General features: G+C 67.1%; 19 protein-coding genes. 8 read left to right on the top strand and 11 right to left on the bottom strand.

Annotated features, from left to right (window positions below; all coding sequences use genetic code 11):
• Window positions 1–16 precede the first annotated feature (16 nt).
• The 3 genes from KUG38_RS03535 to atpD are packed head-to-tail and all read right to left on the bottom strand — an operon-like array spanning window position 17 to window position 3,039.
• Entirely contained in the window at window positions 17–1,120 is a 1,104-nt protein-coding gene (locus KUG38_RS03535) for a rhomboid family intramembrane serine protease (protein ID WP_216919062.1), read from the bottom strand.
• Between the two features lie 31 nt (window positions 1,121–1,151).
• Window positions 1,152–1,559, bottom strand: coding sequence for an ATP synthase F1 subunit epsilon (gene atpC / locus KUG38_RS03530; protein ID WP_216919061.1), 408 nt, complete (start codon window positions 1,557–1,559; stop codon window positions 1,152–1,154).
• A 13-nt stretch (window positions 1,560–1,572) separates the two neighbouring features.
• The gene (gene atpD, locus KUG38_RS03525) at window positions 1,573–3,039 is read right to left on the bottom strand and encodes a F0F1 ATP synthase subunit beta (RefSeq protein WP_094585629.1); all 1,467 of its coding nucleotides are present in this window, start codon (window positions 3,037–3,039) and stop codon (window positions 1,573–1,575) included.
• A 248-nt stretch (window positions 3,040–3,287) separates the two neighbouring features.
• Between atpD and groES the strand changes: the two genes are divergently transcribed.
• The 3 genes from groES (at window position 3,288) to KUG38_RS03510 (ending at window position 7,232) form a co-directional block, all read left to right on the top strand.
• A complete protein-coding gene (gene groES / locus KUG38_RS03520) occupies window positions 3,288–3,599 on the top strand; it encodes a co-chaperone GroES (protein ID WP_015110667.1) in 312 nt (103 codons plus the stop codon).
• 53 nt (window positions 3,600–3,652) lie between these two features.
• A complete protein-coding gene (gene groL / locus KUG38_RS03515; RefSeq protein ID WP_094585628.1) occupies window positions 3,653–5,290 on the top strand; it encodes a chaperonin GroEL in 1,638 nt (545 codons plus the stop codon).
• 328 nt (window positions 5,291–5,618) lie between these two features.
• The gene (locus KUG38_RS03510; protein ID WP_216919060.1) at window positions 5,619–7,232 is read left to right on the top strand and encodes a B12-binding domain-containing radical SAM protein; all 1,614 of its coding nucleotides are present in this window, start codon (window positions 5,619–5,621) and stop codon (window positions 7,230–7,232) included.
• Here the strand turns inward: KUG38_RS03510 and msrB are convergent.
• Genes msrB through gpmI form a run of 3 tightly spaced genes read right to left on the bottom strand, consistent with a single transcriptional unit; the run spans window position 7,187 to window position 9,527 of the window.
• Window positions 7,187–7,690, bottom strand: a complete 504-nt coding sequence (gene msrB / locus KUG38_RS03505) for a peptide-methionine (R)-S-oxide reductase MsrB (RefSeq protein WP_216919059.1) — start codon at window positions 7,688–7,690, stop codon at window positions 7,187–7,189. The two genes, KUG38_RS03510 and msrB, sit on opposite strands and share 46 nt — an antisense overlap.
• A 5-nt stretch (window positions 7,691–7,695) precedes the next feature.
• Window positions 7,696–7,926, bottom strand: a complete 231-nt coding sequence (gene secG, locus KUG38_RS03500; RefSeq protein WP_015110663.1) for a preprotein translocase subunit SecG — start codon at window positions 7,924–7,926, stop codon at window positions 7,696–7,698.
• 32 nt (window positions 7,927–7,958) lie between these two features.
• Window positions 7,959–9,527, bottom strand: a complete 1,569-nt coding sequence (gpmI, locus tag KUG38_RS03495; protein ID WP_216919278.1) for a 2,3-bisphosphoglycerate-independent phosphoglycerate mutase — start codon at window positions 9,525–9,527, stop codon at window positions 7,959–7,961.
• Window positions 9,528–9,720: 193 nt separating this feature from the next.
• Between gpmI and pyrR the strand changes: the two genes are divergently transcribed.
• Complete coding sequence (gene pyrR, locus KUG38_RS03490; protein ID WP_216919058.1) at window positions 9,721–10,281, top strand: bifunctional pyr operon transcriptional regulator/uracil phosphoribosyltransferase PyrR; 561 nt, start codon at window positions 9,721–9,723, stop codon at window positions 10,279–10,281.
• A gap of 36 nt (window positions 10,282–10,317) precedes the next feature.
• Here the strand turns inward: pyrR and KUG38_RS03485 are convergent, their stop codons facing one another.
• From KUG38_RS03485 to KUG38_RS03475, 3 genes are all read right to left on the bottom strand, one after another.
• A complete protein-coding gene (locus tag KUG38_RS03485; protein ID WP_106220503.1) occupies window positions 10,318–10,536 on the bottom strand; it encodes a ferredoxin-thioredoxin reductase variable chain in 219 nt (72 codons plus the stop codon).
• A 40-nt stretch (window positions 10,537–10,576) separates the two neighbouring features.
• Complete coding sequence (locus KUG38_RS03480) at window positions 10,577–11,404, bottom strand: hypothetical protein (RefSeq protein ID WP_216919057.1); 828 nt, start codon at window positions 11,402–11,404, stop codon at window positions 10,577–10,579.
• Between the two features lie 146 nt (window positions 11,405–11,550).
• Window positions 11,551–13,104: an Hsp70 family protein gene (locus KUG38_RS03475; RefSeq protein ID WP_216919056.1), complete on the bottom strand. Its 1,554-nt coding sequence runs from the start codon at window positions 13,102–13,104 to the stop codon at window positions 11,551–11,553.
• 1,526 nt (window positions 13,105–14,630) lie between these two features.
• Between KUG38_RS03475 and KUG38_RS03470 the strand changes: the two genes are divergently transcribed.
• The 4 genes from KUG38_RS03470 (at window position 14,631) to KUG38_RS03455 (ending at window position 18,417) form a co-directional block, all read left to right on the top strand.
• Window positions 14,631–15,851 carry a hypothetical protein gene (locus KUG38_RS03470; RefSeq protein WP_216919055.1) on the top strand — a complete coding sequence of 407 codons (1,221 nt, stop codon included), beginning with the start codon at window positions 14,631–14,633 and terminating at the stop codon, window positions 15,849–15,851.
• Between the two features lie 1,341 nt (window positions 15,852–17,192).
• On the top strand, window positions 17,193–17,420 hold the full coding sequence (locus KUG38_RS03465; protein ID WP_015110657.1) for a DNA-directed RNA polymerase subunit omega: 228 nt from the start codon (window positions 17,193–17,195) through the stop codon (window positions 17,418–17,420).
• Window positions 17,421–17,442: 22 nt separating this feature from the next.
• Window positions 17,443–17,868: a DUF1818 family protein gene (locus KUG38_RS03460; protein WP_216919054.1), complete on the top strand. Its 426-nt coding sequence runs from the start codon at window positions 17,443–17,445 to the stop codon at window positions 17,866–17,868.
• A 294-nt stretch (window positions 17,869–18,162) separates the two neighbouring features.
• Complete coding sequence (locus KUG38_RS03455) at window positions 18,163–18,417, top strand: DUF2811 domain-containing protein (RefSeq protein WP_216919053.1); 255 nt, start codon at window positions 18,163–18,165, stop codon at window positions 18,415–18,417.
• Window positions 18,418–18,419: 2 nt separating this feature from the next.
• Here the strand turns inward: KUG38_RS03455 and KUG38_RS03450 are convergent, their stop codons facing one another.
• Entirely contained in the window at window positions 18,420–18,887 is a 468-nt protein-coding gene (locus tag KUG38_RS03450; protein ID WP_216919052.1) for an EVE domain-containing protein, read from the bottom strand.
• Between the two features lie 12 nt (window positions 18,888–18,899).
• Window positions 18,900–20,318: a UDP-N-acetylmuramoyl-L-alanine--D-glutamate ligase gene (gene murD, locus KUG38_RS03445; protein ID WP_216919051.1), complete on the bottom strand. Its 1,419-nt coding sequence runs from the start codon at window positions 20,316–20,318 to the stop codon at window positions 18,900–18,902.
• Window positions 20,319–20,395: the final 77 nt, after the last annotated feature.

Below are 20,395 nucleotides of genomic sequence, written 5' to 3'. Positions count from 1 at the left end.
GGGCACGGACCCGGCGTCAGCCCAGCCAGCCCAGGCTCCTGCCCAGTTCCTGGGCGCGGGTCACCAGGGCCCAGGCGACGCCGGCCACGGTGCCCCAGCACCAGGGGCTGCTGAGGAGCCGGGCCAGGGGGGTGCTGGTGTCCTGGGGATCCCGGCGGGGCAGCTGCCAGCCGAGCTGCAGTGCCCCGTACACCACCAGCAGCACCCAGGCCGGGAAGTCGACCTCACCGACCGGGAAGGGGTGGACCTTCCAGTGCAGGAGGCTGAGGGTGCAGGCCAGGGCGATGAGGCCGGCGATGGGGCCGGAGGCGCCGTCCCACTGCCGCAGCACCCGGGCCCGGCGGGCCACCAGCACCGCCGGCGCCGTGGTGGCCAGGGCGACGAGCGCGTAGCGCAGCAGCAGGGAGGAGAGGGGCAGCGGCGAACGGCCCAGCACGATCACCAGGATCCCCAGGTTGAGCAGGGCCTCGCCGTTGGCGGCATGGATCCAGGGGGCGGTGATCCAGCACCAGGCGCGGTGGGGGTCAGCGCTCGCCTCGAGGGTCAGGGGCCAGCGGCGACGCAGGGGCTTCAGGGGGCCGAGGGCCAGGGCCTGGAGCAGGGCCAGGGCCAGCACCAGCACGAGGCCGCTGCTCCAGCCCCAGGGATCGAAGAACCACGTCTCCAGCTCCCCACCGGCCCAGAACAGCACCGGGGCCGAGGCGGCGGCCAGGGCCAGCCCCGGGCCGAGGGGCCGCAGGGTCTCCAGCCAGCCCAGCGGTGTGGTCGGGGCAGTGACAGGGGAGCCGGAAGCCAGCGCATCGGAGCCGGGCCTGGAGGAGGCCACACCGGAGCTGGCCTCGAGCAGGTCGAGCAGTTCGGCCAGCACAGCCGGGGCATAGATCCCGGCCAGATGGCTGCTGAGGGCCGCGATGGCGCTGCGCTGCGGCCCACCCTGGAGCTGCAGCACCCGCTGCAGCAGGGGCTGGGAGGCCAGGTCCCGGACAGGCCCGCGCAGATTCTCCTCCGCCCCGAGGGCGTCGATCAGGCGGTTGGCGAGGACCTGGGGATTGTCCAGGCTGACGGTACCGGTGGCGATCCACTCCCGCAGCTGCAGACCCAGCTCCCGACCCTTGCCCATGGCCGCGGCGTCCCGGTCCGCAGGGGCGCGATCAGGCGCCCGTGCTGGCCTGGAGACGGGCGCGGGCGCGGGCGAGGGCCTGCTGGGCCTTCACCTTCTCGGGGCTGGGGTCGGAGCCTTCCAGCGCCGCGGCGGCCTGCTTGGCCGCTTCGAAATCGTTCTGGGCGGCGGCGGCGTTGATGCTGCTGCCCAGCTCGGCACCGTTGACGAGCACGGTGACCTCATTGGCCACCACCTCGGCGAAGCCCCCCATCAGGGCGATCGACTGCCAGTTGGCGCCTTCCCGGACCCGCAGCACGCCGCTGTCGAGGGCGGTGAGCATGGAGACGTGGCCGGTGAGGATGCCGAGCTGGCCGGTGGTGCCGGGCAGGATCACTTCGTCGGCGGTGCCGTCGAAGACGCTCTGATCGGGGGCGAGGACGCGCAGGGTGAGGGTCATGGGGTTTCCCGGATCAGGACTTGGCTGCGGCGAGGATCTTGGCGGCCTTCGCCCTCACCTGGTCGATGTTGCCCACCAGGTAGAAGGCGGCTTCCGGCAGATCGTCGAGTTCGCCGGCGAGGATCATGTTGAAGCCCTTGATGGTGTCCTCAAGCTTCACGTATTCACCGGACTGGCCGGTGAAGATCTCGGCCACGAAGAACGGCTGGGAGAGGAACTTCTCGATCTTGCGGGCCCGATCCACCGTGCGGCGGTCGTCCTCGGAGAGTTCGTCCAGACCCAGAATCGCGATGATGTCCTGCAGTTCCTTGTAGCGCTGCAGGGTGGACTGCACGGCCCGGGCGGTGCGGTAGTGCTCGTCGCCCACGACGGCGGGCTGGAGCATGGTGCTGGTGGAATCGAGGGGATCCACCGCCGGGTAGATGCCCTTGGAGGCCAGACCGCGGCTCAGCACGGTGGTGGCGTCGAGGTGGGCGAAGGTGGTGGCGGGCGCCGGGTCGGTGAGGTCGTCGGCGGGGACGTAGACGGCCTGGATCGAGGTGATCGAACCCTCCAGGGTGGAGGTGATGCGCTCCTGCAGCTCACCCACGTCGGTGCCGAGGGTGGGCTGGTAGCCCACGGCCGAGGGCATGCGGCCCAGCAGGGCGCTCACTTCAGAGCCGGCCTGCACGAAGCGGAAGATGTTGTCGATGAACAGCAGCACGTCCTGCTTGTTCACGTCGCGGAAGTGCTCGGCCATGGTGAGGGCCGACAGACCCACCCGCATCCGGGCGCCGGGGGGCTCGTTCATCTGGCCGTAGCAGAGCGCCACCTTCGACTTGGAGAGGTCGCCGGCGTTGATCACGCCCGACTCCTTGAACTCTTCGTAGAGGTCGTTGCCCTCGCGGGTGCGCTCACCCACGCCGCCGAACACGGAGACGCCGCCGTGCTCCTTGGCGATGTTGTTGATCAGCTCCTGGATCAGCACGGTCTTGCCGACGCCGGCGCCACCGAACAGACCCACCTTGCCGCCCTGGCGGTAGGGGGCCAGAAGGTCGATCACCTTGATGCCGGTCTCGAAGACGCGGGGCTTGGTCTCGAGCTCGGTGAGCTTGGGAGCCTGGCGGTGGATCGGGGCGGTCATGGTCGTGGAGACCGGACCCTGCTCGTCAACGGGCTCACCCAGCACGTTGAAGATGCGGCCCAGGGTGGCCTCACCCACGGGCACGGAGATGGGGGCGCCGGTGTCGAGGGCGCTCATGCCGCGCACCAGGCCGTCGGTGCTGCTCATGGCCACGGCGCGGACCCGGTGGTCGCCCAGCAGCTGCTGCACTTCGGCGGTGAGGGCCACCTGCTGGCCGGCCGAATTCTTGCCTTCGATCCGAAGGGCGTTGAAGATCTTGGGCAGCTTGCCCGCAGGGAATTCAACGTCGAGGACCGGGCCGATCACCTGGCGCACGGTGCCTTTGGTACCAGGGACGGCGGGAGCGGCAGCAGCCATAGGTAAGGAGGGAAGGAGGGGTGCCAGCGGGATCCAACCACCCGTCTGAAGCCGCGCAACCTTACCACTGCAGGGTGCCTGGCGGCCCGGGGTTCGGTCACCCGCACAGCCCGGGGATGGCGTCGCAGCGAAGGCGCCACCTAGGTTGGCAGTCGAAGGGCGCGAGTGCTAACTCGCCCCGTCCCAGCGACGCGCCGGCCCCGGTCGTCTTCCGTCGCTGCCTTCGCGTCCATCCATCGCGTCAATTCATGGCTGCCGTTTCTCTCAGCGTCTCCACGGTCAAACCCCTCGGAGATCGCGTCTTCATCAAGGTGTCCGAATCGGAGGAGAAAACCGCCGGTGGCATCCTTCTGCCCGACACCGCCAAGGAAAAGCCCCAGGTGGGCGAAGTGGTCCAGATCGGCCCCGGCAAGCGCAACGACGACGGCTCCCGCCAAGCCCCTGAAGTGGGCGTCGGCGACAAGGTGCTCTACAGCAAGTACGCCGGCACCGACATCAAGCTCGGCACCGACGAGTACGTGCTCCTGTCCGAGAAGGACATTCTGGCCGTCGTCAACTGATCTGACGGCGTTTCCGTCTGCATCACCTTCAACCAAGCAATCTCTTTTCTTCCATGGCCAAACGCATTATCTATAACGAGCAAGCCCGCCGGGCGCTCGAACGCGGCATCGACATCCTTGCCGAGGCCGTTGCCGTCACCCTCGGCCCCAAGGGCCGCAACGTGGTGCTGGAGAAGAAATTCGGCGCTCCCCAGATCATCAACGACGGCGTGACGATCGCCAAGGAGATCGAACTGGAGGATCACATCGAGAACACCGGTGTGGCCCTGATCCGTCAGGCCGCCAGCAAAACCAACGACGCCGCCGGTGACGGCACCACCACCGCCACCGTCCTGGCCCACGCCATGGTCAAGGCGGGTCTGCGCAACGTGGCCGCCGGCGCCAACGCCATCACCCTCAAGAAGGGCATCGACAAGGCCACCGAGTTCCTCGTCGGCAAGATCGAGGAGCACGCCAAGCCGATCTCCGACTCCAACGCCATCGCCCAGGTGGGCACCATCTCCGCCGGCAACGACGAAGAGGTGGGCCGCATGATCGCGGACGCCATGGACAAGGTGGGCAAGGAGGGGGTCATCTCCCTCGAGGAAGGCAAGTCGATGACCACCGAACTGGAGGTCACCGAAGGCATGCGCTTCGACAAGGGCTACATCTCGCCCTACTTCGCCACCGACACCGAGCGGATGGAAGCGGTGCTCGACGAGCCCTACATCCTCCTCACCGACAAGAAGATCGGCCTGGTCCAGGACCTGGTGCCCGTGCTCGAGCAGATCGCCCGCACCGGCAAGCCCCTGCTGATCATCGCCGAGGACATCGAGAAGGAAGCCCTCGCCACCCTGGTGGTGAACCGTCTGCGTGGCGTCCTGAACGTCGCCGCCGTCAAGGCTCCCGGCTTCGGTGACCGCCGCAAGGCCATGCTCGAGGACATCGCCGTTCTCACCAACGGTCAGCTGATCACCGAGGACGCCGGCCTCAAGCTGGAGAACACCAAGCTGGAGATGCTGGGCACCGCCCGCCGCATCACCATCAACAAGGACACCACCACCATCGTCGCCGAAGGCAACGAGGCGGCGGTCAAGGCCCGCTGCGAGCAGATCCGCAAGCAGATGGACGAAACCGACTCCTCCTATGACAAGGAGAAGCTGCAGGAGCGTCTGGCCAAGCTGAGCGGCGGTGTGGCCGTGGTGAAGGTGGGCGCTGCCACCGAAACCGAGATGAAGGACAAGAAGCTGCGCCTGGAAGATGCCATCAACGCCACCAAGGCGGCCGTTGAGGAAGGCATCGTCCCCGGCGGTGGCACCACCCTGGCCCACCTGGCCCCGGCCCTCGAGGAGTGGGCGGCCGCCAATCTCTCCGGCGAGGAGCTGATCGGCGCCACCATCGTGGCCTCCTCCCTCACCGCCCCGCTCAAGCGGATCGCTGAGAACGCCGGCGTCAACGGCGCCGTCGTCGCCGAGCACGTGCGCAACAAGCCCTTCAACGAGGGCTACAACGCCGCCACCGGCGAGTACGTCGACATGCTGGCCGCCGGCATCGTCGATCCCGCCAAGGTGACCCGCTCCGGCCTGCAGAACGCCGCCTCGATCGCCGGCATGGTGCTCACCACCGAGTGCATCGTGGCCGACATGCCCGAGAAGAAGGAAGCTGCTCCCGCCGGTGGCGGTGGCGGCATGGGTGGCGACTTCGACTACTGATCGCATCCGCGGTCAGCGTCGGATCTCCGGTCCTTCGCCTTCAGCACCAAGCGCCCCTGCGGGGGCGCTTTTTTTTGGCGTCGTGTCCGTCCCAGCGATGATGGGCGACCGGGGTGCCGGGAATCCGCCGTAGAACGGCTGCAATCACGGCGCAGATCTGAATCAGCCAGGACGGCAGGAAATCGCCGCTTCCGCTCCAGCGACCGGCCGGTGAGCGGACGTAAGACATATGTGGCGGCAACGTGATTCTTCTCCGGCTGCCTACGTTCGATGGGAGGGATCGGACCGGCACCCGCGGCCGGGCCATGGCCATCGTGCTGCAGATGTGATGAACGCCCTTCTCCTCTATCCCCACTTCCCGAGAACCTTCTGGTCGTTCGACCGGTTCCTGGAGATGGCCGGCGTGAAGGCCTTCATCCCGCCGTTGGGCATCCTCACGGTGGCCTCCCTGCTGCCGCCGGGGTGGAACCTCCGCTTCCACGACAGGAACGTGGCCGAGGAGCCCGAAGACGACTGGCACTGGTGCGACCTCGTCATCCTCTCGGCGATGCTCGTGCAACGGGAGGATTTTCACCAGCTGATCCGCAAGGCGCTGGCGATGGGTAAAAAAGTGGCCGTCGGAGGCCCCTATCCCACCTCCCTGCCGGGGCATGCGCTGGAATCCGGCGCCCACTACCTGATCCTGGATGAGGGCGAACTCACGGTTCCCGCCTTCCTGGCGGCCCTCGAGCGCGGAGAAACCTGCGGGATGTTCCGGTCCAGCGAAAAGCCGGATGTCAGCCTCAGCCCCAGGCCCCGCTACGACCTGCTGCAACGCGATGCCTACCTGATGATGGCGGTGCAGTTCTCCCGCGGCTGTCCCTTCAACTGCGAGTTCTGCGACATCATCAACCTCTACGGCCGCAAACCGCGCACCAAGGAGAACCACCAGCTGCTGGGGGAACTGCAGACCCTCTACGACCTGGGATGGCGGGGATCCATCTTCATGGTGGATGACAACTTCATCGGCAATCAGCACAACGTCAAACGTCTGTTGAACGATCTGATTCCCTGGATGCGGGAGCATCGCTACCCCTTCAACTTCCTCACCGAAGCCTCGGTGAATCTGGCCGAGCAGCCCGAGCTGCTCGATCTGATGGCCCGGGCCGGCTTCTTCGGGGTCTTCCTGGGCATCGAGACACCCGACCAAGACAGCCTGGAGCTCACCCGCAAGCAGCAGAACACGCGCCACCCCCTCGCCGAAGCCTGCCGGACGATCAGCGCGGCGGGACTGGTGATCTACGCCGGGTTCATCCTCGGTTTCGACGGGGAGCAATCAGGAGCTGGAGAGCGTATCGAGGCGTTCGTCGCCGAGACGGCCATTCCCCAGCCGATGCTGGGGATTCTCCAGGCCCTGCCCAACACGGCACTCTGGACCCGGCTGGAGCAGGAGGGACGACTGCTGCAGGAGGCCGATGTTCTCTGCGGCGACCAGAACACCCTGATGAACTTCGTCCCCTCCCGCCCGGCCCGGGACATCGGCCGGGAGTACGTGCAGGCCCTCTGGCGGATGTACGAGCCCGCCACCTATCTGGAGCGCTGCCTGCGCCACTGTCTCGCCATCACCCCCAATCCCCACTGCTCCCAGCAGATGCACGTCCCGCCGGTCCGGGCGGTGCGGCTGCTGGCCCTGCTGGTCTGGAAGCAGGGCCTGCGGCGGCCGGAACTGCGCGGCCCGTTCTGGCGGCAACTGTGGGAGATGGCACGGCAACAACCCCGCCTGCTGGCCCTTTATCTGGGTCTCTGCGCCGCCGGCGAACACTTCTTCGAGTACCGCCAGCTGGCCCGGGAGCGCATCAGCGCGCAACTGGGGCACGATCCACTCACCGTGCCGCCTGCTGCGGCGGTGCAGGCGGCTCAGCCGCCCGGCACGAAGGCCAGGGCCACGCCGTTGTTGCAGTAGCGCTTGCCGGTGGGCTTGGGGCCGTCGTCGAAGACATGGCCCTGGTGGCCGCCGCAGCGGCGGCAGTGGTATTCGGTGCGGGGCAGGATCAGCTTGAAGTCGGTTTTGGTGACCACAGCGTTGGGCAGGGGTTGCCAGAAGCTGGGCCAGCCCGTGCCGGAGTCGAACTTGGCCTTCGAGGAGAACAGGGGCAGGCGGCAGCCGGCACACACATAGGTGCCGCTGCGCTTCTCCTTGTTGAGCGGGCTACTGAAGGGCCGCTCGGTGCCCTCATCACGCAGCACCGCATAGGCCGCCGGACTGAGGCGTTTCTTCCATTCCGCCGGGCTCAGCTGCCAGGCCGGATCGGTGGCCTTGGCGGCCGCCAGGGCCGGGCCGGCCGGCAGGAAGGGCAGCAGCCCCGCCAGGGGCGCCCCCAGCCGGGCCAGCAGGCTGGAGAGAAAGTTGCGGCGGTCCATCGGGTTCAGCCCAGCCAGCCGGCGCTCAGCACCACGGCCAGCCCCAGGAACAGGGAGAGCAGGGTCCAGGTGATGCGGTTGAGGGTGTTCTCGGCGCTGCGGGCGCTGCTGAACATCGAGCCGCCGCTGGAGGCCAGGCCCCCCATGCCATCCCCCTTGGGGCTGTGGAGCAGCACGCTCACGATCAGCAGCGCACCGCTGAGCATCCAGAGTGAAGAGACGATGTTCTTGACCATCGGGTCAGCCTAGCCGCCGCAGACCCGGAGCCTCAGGCGCCGAGGGTCTGGGGGATGCGGGCGGCGGGGACGGAGGCGGGGACCACCAGGGAGGTGCCGGTCATGCGGGCGGGCTTGGGCAGACCCAGGATCTCCAGCAGGGTCGGGGCGATGTCGGCCAGGCCGCCGTGCTCCCGCAGGGTGACGTCGTTGCCATGGCCCGGCAGCTTGCGCTTCTCGCCCTCCACCAGGATCACCGGCACGGGATTGGTGGTGTGGGCGGTCCAGGGGAGGCCATCGGGGCCCTGCATCACCTCGGCGTTGCCATGGTCGGCGGTGATCAGCAGGCTGCCGCCCATGCGGGTGGTGGCCTCCACCAGCCGGCCCACGCAGCGGTCGACCATGGCGATGGCTTCGGTGGCGGCCTCCATCTGGCCGGTATGGCCCACCATGTCGGGGTTGGCGTAGTTGATCACCACCAGGGAGTAGATCCCCTTGCCGATGGCGGCGATGCAACTGTCGGTGAGCTTCTCCGCCGACATCGCCGGCGCCTGGTCGTAGGTGGCCACACGGGGGGAGGGCACCAGGTGGCGGTCTTCGCCAGGGAAGGCCTGCTCAATGCCGCCGTTCATGAAGTACGTGACGTGCGGGTACTTCTCGGTTTCGGCGGTGCGGAACTGGCGCAGGCCGTGCTCGGAGACCACCTGGCCCAGGAGGCCATCGAGGGATTCGGGCGGGAAGGCCACCCGCACGGGCAGGCCCTGCTCGTACTGGGTGAAGGTGACCACATGGAGGGGGCCAAGCCACTCCCGCGGGAAGCCATCGAACTCCGGCAGGACCAGGGCGCGGATGATCTGGCGCACCCGGTCGGGGCGGAAATTGAAGCAGACCAGGCCGTCGCCGCTCTCCAGCAGCCCCTCGCTGAGGCGCACCGGCTCGAGGAATTCATCGGTGATCCCGGCGGCATAGGAGCCCTGCAGCACCTCCTCCGGAGTGAAGGGGCAGATCTCGGACGGTTCGGTCAGCAGGCGGTAGGCCTTCTGGGTGCGCTCCCAGCGCTGGTCGCGGTCCATGGCCCAGTAGCGGCCGCAGAGGGTGGCGATACGGCCGACGCCCGCCTCATCGATCATGGCCTGGATCCGGGCCAGGAAACCCGGCCCCCCATGGGGGGCGGAGTCGCGGCCATCGGTGATCACATGGATCAGGACGTCGGTGAGACCGCGGCCGGCGGCCCAGCGCAGCAGGCCGCCGAGGTGGTCGACATGGCTGTGGACGCCGCCGTCGGAGCAGAGCCCGATCAGGTGCAGGGGACGGCCGCTGGCCAGCAGGGTGTCACCCAGGTCGTTGAGGGCCTGGTTGTCAGCGATCGAGCCGCTGCGCACCGCCTGGCCGATCCGCACCAGCTCCTGGCGGATGATCCGGCCGGAGCCGATGGTGAGGTGCCCGACCTCGGAATTGCCCATCTGGTGATCGGGCAGGCCCACGGCGGCGCCGCTGGCTTCGATCAGGGTGTGGGGATAGGCGTGCCACAGGGCGTCCATCACCGGTGTGTCGGCCTTCCGCACGGCGTTGTGGTCGGTCTCCGGGCTGTATCCCCAGCCATCGAGGATCGCCAGAACCATGGGGGCGAGGGGAGCAGCCGTCTCGCAGGAGACGCGTTCGCCGTTGCCGCTGGCGGACTGCTTCTGGGAGGGAGCTGCTTTCACCAGCGAGAAAATCTGCACGTTTCAACGCCACGCCAACCTACAGCCCTCCCCAGATATCACCTTCTTCCGGCGCGGATGCGTCAGGCTTTGGTTACACGCCATACGCTTTGTGGCCAGAACTCAGGCCGGAACGGGCCCCTCCGACCGGCTGGAACTGCTCTCCGCCCAGGATCTGGGGCGCACCCTCGACAGGCTCGCCTCCCAGGTGCTGGAGGCCGTGGCCGACAGCCGGGACCTCGTGCTGCTGGGCATCCCCACCCGTGGTGTGGCCCTGGCACGGGTGCTGGCCGGTCGGCTGGAGGGGATCTGCGGCCATCCGATCGCCCATGGCAGCCTCGACCCCACCTTCCACCGCGACGACCTGGAGCGGGTGGGCACCCGCCTGGTGGAGGCCACCCAGCTGCCGGTGCCGGTGGACGGGCGCCAGGTGGTGCTCGTCGATGACGTCATCTTCACCGGCCGCACGGTGCGGGCCGCCCTGGAGGCCCTGCAGGGCTGGGGACGGCCCCGTCGGGTGGGGCTGCTGGTGATGGTGGACCGGGGCCACCGGGAACTGCCGATCCAGCCGGACTTCTGCGGCCGGGTGGTGCCCACCGCGCGCCACGAAACGATCCAGCTCTGCCTCCAGGCCATCGATGGCGAGGAGGGGGTCTATCTGCTGCGCGACTGACTCCTGCGCGACTGAGGCGGCCTCAGACGGGGACTGTCAGACGGTGGCGAGCTCGTCCTCGCGGAAATGGGCCCGGAACTTGCCGAAGGCGACCACCACGGGCAGGGTCGGACTGATCGGGCGTCCCTTCCAGTCGTTCAGCACGTTGAACACCTCGCCCTGCTGCCCTTCCATATCAAAGGCTTCACCCCGATGCTGGGGGTGGTTGTAGACGACCACACTGCGGCACACCCTGACCTGATCACCTGGCTGCATGTCCACCGGGACGCTCTGCGCGGCCATCCTGTCATGGGGCTCAGCGCTGGCAGGCGCTCTCCGGCCCGGCCTCCACCACCCGCCCGCCCAGCTCCTTGCAGGCCTCCTGGAAGGCCTGCCATTCGTCCATGCCGGCGCTGATGCGGCGCTGCACCAGGGCATCCAGCTTCTCCCCGGACACCGTGTGGGGCAGGGAACCGTGGCTGTCGTGCTCCCGGTCCTTGCCCTGGAGCTGGTCGAGGCCCTTTTTGACCTCCTGCCGCAGGGGCTCGCTCTGCTGGCGCCACCAGGGATGGTCGATGCGGTTGAGGCTGTCGAGGGCCTCCCACCAGCGCTTCTGCTTCACCAGCAACGTCGCCCGCTCCAGCTGGGAGCGGTTGCGGTTCCAGATGGCCTGGAGGTCGTCGCCCATGGCGCTGCCGTCGTCGTTGCGCTCCTCCCCCAGGGGGGCGAGCGCCGCCAGGGCACCCTGCAGATCGCCGGCCTGGAACCGGGTCTGGGCCAGGTGGCGCAGCTGGCGCTGCCAGCGCGCCAGCCGTTCGCGGTCGGTGGGGGTTCCGGCCCGGGAGTTGATCACCTGGCGCTGCAGCCGCAGGGCCTCGCTCCAGTCCTCCTGGCCCCAGAGCTGGTCGGCCTTGGCCCGCAGACAACGGCCCCGGTCGAAGGGGGTGCGGCCGGGCAGCCAGCTGAGGGCCGCCAGCTGCTCGCTGTAGCGGAGGCAGTCGTCGAGGCGGCCGGTGGCGGAAGCCTGCTCCAGGCGCACGGGCAGCTGGCGCTCCCACCAGTAGCCCAGGCCGACGGCGGCGGCGACCGAACCCAGGGTGATGGCCAGCCAGAAGCGCGGGAGTCTGTGCCGGCGGAGGGCCAAGGGGGGAGAGAGAGCACCGTTCTCCACCGTTGTATGCAACGGCGGCCACCGGCGCCTGGTTGCGGGGGCAGCCTGGTCGGCGTCCACCGCCGACGGCGGCGATCGGCCGGGCCCGGTGGCGCTCAGCGCAGCGGTTCTCCTGGCGCTCAGCGCACCGGTCCCAGGGGCCGCGGCTCCCTGCGGCCGCCGTCGGCGGGGGCCTCCAGGTCGTCCCATGCCACCAGGAGCCGGGCCTGGGCATCGATGGAGAACCGCAGCCGCAGCCGGTCGACGCCGCGCTGACCGGGGGAGGCCAGGGGGATGATCAGCGGCGACGGGGACCAGGGCCGCACCGGGGCCGCCCCCGCCGGCCGCTCGCGCAGCACCGGCAACCCCGCCTCGAAGACCACCTCGGCCCGTTCCTCAGGCAGGGGCTCCCCCAGCACCAGTTCCAGCTCCTCCTGGCCGTCCCGGCTGCAGGCCAGCACCAGCTCCAGGGGCTGCTCCGTGGGCCAGCTCTGGCCGGCCACGAAGAGGGGATGCCAGCGGTGGGCGGCACTGCGCCGGTCCCAGCAGCGCAGGGAGACGCCGCGGGCCAGCACGTCCCGGACCTGGACGCCGGGGGTCAGGGCCAGGGCCCCCAGGGCCACCGCCTCCACCGGCCGCTCGCCGCGCAGGGGCACCCCGGGGCAGCGGCCCTCCAGCCAGCGCCGGATCAGGGGGATCCGGCTGCTGCCCCCCACGGGCAGCACGGCGTCGATGTCGCCCGGCCCCAGACCCTCCCGGCGGGCGGCCGCCAGGACCGCCTCCAGCAGGCCGTCGAGCAGCTGGGGCAGGCCGCGCTCCTCCAGCAGCCGCTCGAAGGCCGACCGGCTCAGGGTCAGCTCCCGGAAGGAACCCGCCGTCGCCTGGATCTGGCGGGCTTCGGGGGCCTCGCTGAGCTGGCACTTGATCCGTTCGGCGAGCTGCAGCAGGCCGCCGTCGGCGGGCCCATCCGGGCAGAGGTGGGCCGCGATCCAGCGATCGATGTCCCGCCCGCCCAGGGCCACCCCCGCCTTGCCGATCACCCGGGCGCAGCGCAGGCTCTGGCCGCTGCGGGTCAGGTCCCGGCCGGCAAAGCGCAGCAGCTGGGCGATCGGCGCCGCCCGCCCTTCGCCGCCCTCCAGGGCCACCAGGGAGAGATCGATCGTGCCACCGCCCATGTCCACCACCAGCACCCGGCTGCCGGGGGGCAGGCCGGCGCCGATGGCGGCGGCGGTGGGCTCGTCCACCAGGGCCAGCTCGGGCACCGCCAGGTCGCGGCTGGCCCGCTCCAGCCAGGCCCGGTAGCCCCGGTAGGTCTCGATCGGGGCGGTGAGCACCAGCCGCTCCGGCACCAGCTCCGCCGGCAGGGCCCGCCACAGCCCCTGCAGCAGCAGGGCACCGGCCCGCTCGGCACTGAGCCAGCCCGTCTGCGGGCCCGACGCCGGAGCTCCGATGTGGCGCTTGAAGTCCCGGCAGAGGCCGGGGTGGTCGCCATCGGCCAGGGCCGCCTCGAGCACCTGCCGGCCGATCAGGGGCCGCTCGGCGTCGGGGGCCTCCAGCCACAGCAGGCTGGGCACCACGCAGGGGTCGCCGCAGCTGAAGGGAGGCAGGGGCAGCAGGCCGGGGGGTCCCTGGCGGTCCTGCCAGGCCACCACGGTGGTGCTGCTGCCCAGGTCGATGGCGAGGGTTCCGGGCATGGGCGGGGGTGCGAACCGGGGGGGGGAGGGAAACCGGAGAAAGCCTGGCGTATGCACCCCTGCCAGTGTCTCGTCCCGCCAGCAACCACCAGAGTGCGAGTGTCTCGCGGGGTGCTGACGTGGGCCTTGGTACGTCGATGACGCCGTTCGACTGGGCCGGGACAGGTTTCCATCACGGCAGGACATCGCCTGCTCCCGCTCACTGCCAGGCTCGATCGTGCAGTTCTTCTGGATCGTTCGGAGCGGTGGTGCCAGCCATACCAACAGGTCGATCGCCGAATCGACGGTTTGAGCGGCTGACTGGACGTGGCTGGAGCCTTCGCCACGGAGACCTGGGCCTGAAACGCATGCCGGATGAGCAGCGAGCCAGGGATCCTCGTAGCCACGAGAATGGGACTGGGATTTCAATCACTTCAGTGCATCGCTGGCTGCAGATCGTTCTGATGCAGCCACACCGCAAGAAGACCTTCAAGCCCTCCACCAAGCCCTAACGTATCGAGAAGGCACCGGACATTGTCAGCTTGGTCTTGAACCCGCCGGACAAGGGGGATAGGGCATTCCATCGTCGAGAAGATTCAGAGCTAGGCACTGGATCAAATCCAGCCGCCGCGGAACCATCAGCCTGTTTCCGTCGTTGACCTGGGCCTTGGCGAGGTGCCGTCACCGTGCAGACCGTGCAGATACAGGGACACCATGGTCAGTCCCTTGTCGATTCTTGGATCATGGGTGAATCAGGAGCAGCACACACGGGAGAGCGTCATCCAGCGGGCAACCCGTCCTTGCAGCTTCTCCTCGGTCCATGCCGCAGGCTTCCACGCAGCGGCAGCAGCTGATCGCCAGCATCGGTCACTTCCAGGTGGCCAGCAACCCAGCCATGACGCCGGTTAACGAGGCCTCCACAACCAATTCCATCCTGGAGATGCTCCAGACACGGTGCCAGCCAATCCCCGGAAGGGCCGAGGAGGAGTTCGCCAATACACCATGTCAGCCCTGGGAAAGGAAGCTACTGCAACAGAACTCGCGCAACATCATCATGAGCCGAGGCGCGCCCCTTGTCTCCCACGCGATCTGGATTGAAGATGTGATTCCCGATCGTCATGCGTCGAGGCGGATATGGCAGTCAGCTGGTCTGGCGCTTAATCGCTCCAATCCCAGTGTCTGCCAGCTCCACGCTTCGAACACCAGCCCTCGATGCCGCGCTCAGAAGTTTCCGCTACCTTGGCAACCGAAGGAGGTCACCAGCACTCCTTCCCAAACGTAAATACCTCGAGTCGTTGGCCTCCAACCTGCTGCGCCACTCATCCAGCGGCACTAATCCAACGGCACTGACCCTGCTCATCTGACCCTGCTCATCTGCCCCTGAGCCCCCAAGCCAATCCCAATCCGTCATGCGACTTCCAAATATTGGCCCGGCAAAGCGTCTTTCCCTTGCAGCCTATATCTTATTTGGAGCTATATTGCTGTACATTCTGTACTCACTAGTTGGCTATACCCTCGGAGAAGGCTTGGCGGACGGATCATTTCTGATGATCAATAAGATTAAGATGGTCCCAGGCTTTGCGGACTTGAGATGGTTGACGGCGACAAGTGAATGCGGGGTCAATCTGAAAGACCTCCACAGCGACAAGCTGGTCGGCTGCGACCCCTATGGTCGGCATGGAATTAATTATCCGCCAATGGGGATTTGGATGGCCCGATTGCTGCATCTCAAGGGAAGCCACACGGGGCCAATCGGCCTTGCCATAGGCTTAGGATTTATCTTCACTCTGCTCATATCCACCAATGGATTGCTTCGCCGTCCATGGTCTCTTCCACTGGTGATGTCCCTTTTTCTATTCAGCTTTCCCGTTCAATTTGCCCTTGAACGTTTAAATTTTGATGTGTTTATCTTTTTGGTTATTTCTTCTTCTTGTTTGTTAATGAGCTGGAGCGGAACATATGCACACGCCGTGTCGGGGGCCTTGGCCTTGCTGGCTGTTTCTCTAAAGATCTACCCCGCTGCTGGCTACCTGGGCTGGGCGGTCCTGGGAATCCTCAGTGGAAAACACCAGAAAGAGAGCAATCTTTTTCTGGCTCTAGCCGTGATTACCGGATCCATCCTGGGTCTTGCCTTTAGCATCCCCTTCCTTGGAGATTTCAGCGAGTCAAGCGACATTGGGGATGGCGGGATTATAAACTTTGGCTTGAGGGCCTTCAATTATATGAGCCCTTGGATGACCAGGCTGCTAGGCCCCGACATGGCGCGGTTATCCATTCAAGCACTTGGAGTATTGAAGATCATTGTGTTATTATTCAGCTTCTGGATCACCTCAAGACTTTCGATCTACAAATGCTACGCAAGAAATCTTCTAGCCATTGGCAAGTTGCGCTGGAGACGCTTTCAAGAACTGTTTATCTCGATCATGACATGGACTTGGCTGGGTTGCTATCTGCTCACAATCTCTAACGATTATCGGTCTATTTTTCTGCTACCCAGCATCGCGAGCATTGCAAGCATGTTAGAGGATGGGAAACACCATGACCGCAGCCAGAAGGCCTTACTCCTTGCTCTGCTAACTGGAAGCATCATCATCTTGCTGTTTCCAATGACTGCCTTTTCCCCAGTCTTCCAATACTCAGCTACCCATACAATCGTGGAATTGGGAGTGGAGTTCGTTATCCTGCCTTTCTTGGCCGGCGCCTTAGGATCCATCCTCATCGGTAGCTCCATTGTTCCTCAGACACTGATCAGGCCCATCCATCAATAGTGGCGTCGTTTTTGTAGCAACACGCGCTCTCGCAGCATTGCCTTGAGCCTTTTATTGAAGTGGGCGATGGGGATGGAAAGCCCCTGACATAAAACATCATCCCTTCAATGGCCTTGGCCGCTGAATCAATAGCTCAGTGATATCAAACCAACCTCCCATGAATTCGGGCACAGCCCCGTCCACGGAGGCTGACGGGTCGGCTCTGACAAGAATGGTGCGCGGAGTTAAATCGTGGCTGGCCGATGGCCACATCGGCTTGATTGGACATGCACTGGCAAAGAAGATCTATTGTGCCGAAACCATGCTCCCCCACGGAAGCAGGTCAGTGCACGATGCATGGGACTGCTGCGATTGTCCACCTTTGATGCTGTCAACCGCAGACCCTTCATTGGAGTCACCATGGAGTTTCTTCTACAAAATCCATGCCTCTAACGACAGCAGTCCACGCCATCAAGCAGCGTTGTTCAGCATGGTTGGGTATCAGGTTGATACGGCCTCGCAGCGGCCTGCAGCCAGAGGCAGCACTCGACCTTGGCCTATGTCCTCAGGGTGTAGGGCCTGATCGTCTTCACCTTCCGTTCCTTGTCCCTTTGCACCAGCCAGCGATCGATCCCTGGTCGTTGACGGAGGACCAAGCCAAACGCAAGGAGCTGGCCAGCATGTCCACGAAAGCAAGGCCTGTGACGTCATCCACAGCGCCGTGAGCGATCTCGTCGCTGGCCCCGGGTGAGCAACCCTTGCGCGGATCTCCGGTGCTGCGGTGGCCAAAACGTTTGAACCTGTCAGCAGCTCGTTGCCGACATGGATCATCTTGCCGTGACGCTCCCCATGTTCCCGGTGAAACGACGGTCGCCGCATCGCAGCCGCGCTTCGCGCCAAGGGCAGTGGTTCCGCAGTCTGGCCAGGTCAAGGCGGCGCCTGGATCTGACCAGGGTGATGATCGGCACCCAAAGCAGGCCGGGGATCCTCAGGAGGGCGCAGGCTCGAGAATCAGGGTTGCCATCGCTTCGGTTCGACGGCGTGTCCACGTGTGTCCTTGGCAGGTCATCGTGTCAGGAGCGAGCGCTTTGCGTGTCCCTGGGATCACTGATCTGCTGCTCAGAAGCCCGCTCACCAGGTTTCCTGCCTTGGTGGAGCTGTTGCCCGACCAGTCGTTCCAGACCGAACGGAGGCTGGCAGGTATCGGGGTGTTCAGGCGTTGGCGGCGAGGTCTTGGACGGTCTTGTCGCACGCTTGTCGCACGACAAGCCCTGCCGGCCTCACTCCCCAACGTCGTGGTGGAAGAATCTGATGTCAATACCCACCTTCATCTATAGTCGTTCGATTGACGGCCAGGTCCCTATGCCAAGCAGCGAACTCAACGCCAAGGAGCTGGCCCAGCGAGGAGAGAGCCTGATCAGGCACTCCAGCAACCGCTACCTGACCACCGTTCGCATCGCTTTCCGGGCCAAGCAACGTCGCTTCGATGATTTCGACGGCCTGCTCGACGACTCGATGATCAAGCCGGTCCAGCGGGCCATCATCGAGCTCAGCGACGAGCAGGACCAGCCCGACCTGCTGCCCGGCTGAGGGTCCCCGCCACCACCCCGCCGTGGAAATCTGCGAGGGCCCGGGCTGGCGGCTGGTGGTGGATCCCGCCCGGGCCCCTTTCATCGCCCTCATCGGAGGGGACGGCTGGGCCAGTGAACTGACCGCGGCCGAGCTGGGAGCCCTGCGGCTGGCCGCCGTCCGCCTCACCGCCCAGCACCGGGCCATGGCCGACGTCCTGATGGCGGAGGAGGCCGTGGCCATGGAGGTGGAGCTGCCGATCGGAGAGCCCGAAGGGGGCGACACCGGATCCCTGTGGCTGGGCCTGGAGGGTGACCGGCACCACTGGACGCTGCAGCTGGTGCTCACCCCCGCCCCTGGATTCCGGGGCCTCGAGGGGGGTTGGAGCGCCACCGCCAGTGAGGCGTTCAGCGCCGCGCTGGAGCGCCTGAGACCCGCTGAGCAAGGCGGCGGGGATGAGGATTGGTGATCGTTGGCGGATTCCGCAGCCGGCCCCCCGGTTTTGCACCGTTTCTCCCCAGGCCGGTGGCGATCGCCGCTGGCCACCGGCCCCGGATGGGGAGAAGCGGCCCGTGTCGCCGCCGCCGCTTGACAGGGAAAGGCGAGCGTTCCTGAGAAGCGAGAGTGGCCCCGGGGATGCTCCGAAACCTCTGCAGTGGCTGGTGTCTCAGGCTGGGACGGGGGATGGATGGCCGCCGGCGGCGGCGTTTGACGTGGCCCCACGGGTGTGGAGAAGTGGCTCACCCGCTGCCAGGAATTCGCAATGTCCCGCCCGAGAACACTGCAGCTGGACGGGGCCGAGTCTCTGGTGAGCCTGCGGGCGGATGTGCCCGCGCCCCTGCTGGCGGCCATGCGCGAGTTCATCGAGGAGCACCCCAACTGGGACCAGTACCGGCTCTTCCAGGCCGCCCTGGCGGGCTTTCTCGTGCAGAACGGGATCCGCAACCGCGGGGTGACCCGCTGCTACTTGGCCAACCTGTTTCCCGGCCACCAGGCCTTCTCGGCACCGGCGGCCTGACCTCAGGCGTCCGGCTCCACCCCCAGCAGGCGGAACAGCCGGGCGGCGCTGGCGTCGCTCACCGGCAGGATCGAGAGGCGATTACCCCGGCGCACCACCGCCAGGTCTTCGACGCTGAACTGCTCCCGCAGGGCCTCCAGGCTCAGCATCGCCGGAAAGGTGGCGCGATAGGCGAGGCGCACGCAGTCCCAGCGCGGGGCCTCCGGCTTGGAGGCCGGATCGAAGTACTTCGAGGCGGCATCGAACTGGCTGGGATCCACCAGCCCCGTCTCGGTCACCTCCATCAGGCCGACGATGCCCGGGGGGCTGGCATTGGAGTGGTAGAAGAACGCCCGGTCGCCGATCTCCATGGCGCGCATGAAGTTGCGGGCCTGGTAGTTGCGGATGCCGTCCCAGAGGGTGGTGCCCTCCGCCTGCAGGTGGTGGATGCCGTAGACATCCGGCTCGCTCTTCATCAACCACCAGGCCATGGTGCGTCCGCCTCAGCTGTCGGTGTCGAGGGCCAGCACCAGGCCGCGGAAGTGGTCGCCGCGGGCCTCGAAACTGGTGTACTGGTCGAAGCTGGCACAGGCCGGGGAGAGCAGCACCCCCCGGCAGCCGAGAGCCGGCGCCAGCGTCGCGGCGAGGGCCACCGCTCCCTCCAGGCCCTCCTCCTGCTTGACCACGCCGCCGTAGCCGCTGGACTGCAGCAGGCCGGCGAACTCCTGTCGTGCCGCCCCATAGAGCACCACCGCCGCGGCCCGCTGCCGGAGCTGCTCCAGCCAGGCCGCGGCCTCCCCCTGCTTCGACTGGCCGCCGGCCAGCACCACCAGGGGACCCTCCAGAGCCCGCAGGGCCACCTCGGCCGCGTCGTAGTTGGTGGCCTTGCTGTCGTTGAACCAGGTCACGCCGTTGAGGCTGCGGAGGCGCTCAAGCCGGTGGGGGACACCGGGGAAGGAACGGCAGGCCGCCTCCATCACCGCCGGCTCCAGCCCGGCATGGAGCCCCACCGCCACGGCCAGCAGCAGGTTCTGACGGTTGTGGGCCCCGGGCATGGCCAGGGCGGAGGCCGGGAACAGGGGGCCCTGGCGGCCCCGCACCAGGTCGTCGCCGTCGATCCAGAGCACCGGGTCGAGGCCCGGCGGCAGGGCCTCCCTGGGGCCGGCGGTGATCCAGTCGGCCTGGTCCCAGCTGTCGGCGTGCTGGCGCAGGTCGGGGTCGTCGGCATTGAGGATGCGGACGCGGGAGTTCTCCAGCAGACGCCGCTTGATGGCCCGGTAGGCGGCCAGGGTGCCGTGGCGCTCCAGGTGGTCGGGAGTGAGGGTGGTCCAGACGCCGATCGCCGGCGCAACGGCGGTGGCGGCCTCGATCTGGTAGCTGCTCAGTTCCACCACCAACCAGTCCGGGCGGGGCCCCTGCTCGAGACGCCGCTGCAACACCACCTCAGCGGCGGAGATGCCGACGTTGCCGCAGAGGGGCGCATCCCGGCCGGCCTGCTGCAGCAGGTGGTGCACCAGGCAGGTGACGGTGGTCTTGCCGTTGGTGCCGGTGATGCCGATCCAGGGCACGTCGCGGCTGGCCTGCCAGGCGGGCACGATCTCCCCCTGTACCTGCACCCCCCGGGAGCGCAGCGCCTCCAGCACCGGGTGGTTCCAGGGGATGCCGGGACTCACGACCACCGTCGCCGGCGGCAGCGGCAGGTCCCGGAACGCCTCAAGGCTCAGGGGCACCCCCAGCCACACCGCGATGGCTTCGCGCTCCAGCTGGGCCGCCAGGGCCCGGTGCTCCGGCTTGTCACCACTCTCGATGACCACCACCGTCTCGCCGCGGGCCTGCAGGAGGCGGGCCGCTCCCAGACCCGAGCGGCCCAGACCCACCACCACCGCGCAGGAGAGAGGTGCAACGGCCTCGGCGGGACTCACGCTGGCTGGCTCACATTCATGATCGGCCGAGGGTAGCAGCGAAGGGATCGCTGAACCGAAACGGGCTCGAATCGGAA

The organism is Synechococcus sp. CCAP 1479/9 (assembly GCF_019038535.1).
Classification (GTDB): domain Bacteria; phylum Cyanobacteriota; class Cyanobacteriia; order PCC-6307; family Cyanobiaceae; genus Cyanobium.
Note: the sequence above shows the minus strand (reverse complement) of the source record. Positions and strands in the feature narration are given on the sequence as shown.

Bases quoted from the DNA above. Each gene is read 5' to 3' on its own strand.
- groES (WP_015110667.1), top strand. From the start codon at position 3,288: ATGGCTGCCGTTTCTCTCAGCGTCTCCACGGTCAAACCCCTCGGAGAT.
- msrB (WP_216919059.1), bottom strand. From the start codon at position 7,690: ATGGACCGCCGCAACTTTCTCTCCAGCCTGCTGGCCCGGCTGGGGGCG.
- atpC (WP_216919061.1), bottom strand. From the start codon at position 1,559: ATGACCCTCACCCTGCGCGTCCTCGCCCCCGATCAGAGCGTCTTCGAC.
- groL (WP_094585628.1), top strand. From the start codon at position 3,653: ATGGCCAAACGCATTATCTATAACGAGCAAGCCCGCCGGGCGCTCGAA.
- secG (WP_015110663.1), bottom strand. From the start codon at position 7,926: ATGGTCAAGAACATCGTCTCTTCACTCTGGATGCTCAGCGGTGCGCTG.
- KUG38_RS03485 (WP_106220503.1), bottom strand. From the start codon at position 10,536: ATGCAGCCAGGTGATCAGGTCAGGGTGTGCCGCAGTGTGGTCGTCTAC.
- atpD (WP_094585629.1), bottom strand. From the start codon at position 3,039: ATGGCTGCTGCCGCTCCCGCCGTCCCTGGTACCAAAGGCACCGTGCGC.
- gpmI (WP_216919278.1), bottom strand. From the start codon at position 9,527: ATGGTTCTGGCGATCCTCGATGGCTGGGGATACAGCCCGGAGACCGAC.
- KUG38_RS03465 (WP_015110657.1), top strand. From the start codon at position 17,193: ATGCCAAGCAGCGAACTCAACGCCAAGGAGCTGGCCCAGCGAGGAGAG.
- KUG38_RS03510 (WP_216919060.1), top strand. From the start codon at position 5,619: ATGAACGCCCTTCTCCTCTATCCCCACTTCCCGAGAACCTTCTGGTCG.
- KUG38_RS03450 (WP_216919052.1), bottom strand. From the start codon at position 18,887: ATGGCCTGGTGGTTGATGAAGAGCGAGCCGGATGTCTACGGCATCCAC.
- KUG38_RS03535 (WP_216919062.1), bottom strand. From the start codon at position 1,120: ATGGGCAAGGGTCGGGAGCTGGGTCTGCAGCTGCGGGAGTGGATCGCC.
- KUG38_RS03475 (WP_216919056.1), bottom strand. From the start codon at position 13,104: ATGCCCGGAACCCTCGCCATCGACCTGGGCAGCAGCACCACCGTGGTG.
- KUG38_RS03470 (WP_216919055.1), top strand. From the start codon at position 14,631: ATGATCAATAAGATTAAGATGGTCCCAGGCTTTGCGGACTTGAGATGG.
- KUG38_RS03455 (WP_216919053.1), top strand. From the start codon at position 18,163: ATGTCCCGCCCGAGAACACTGCAGCTGGACGGGGCCGAGTCTCTGGTG.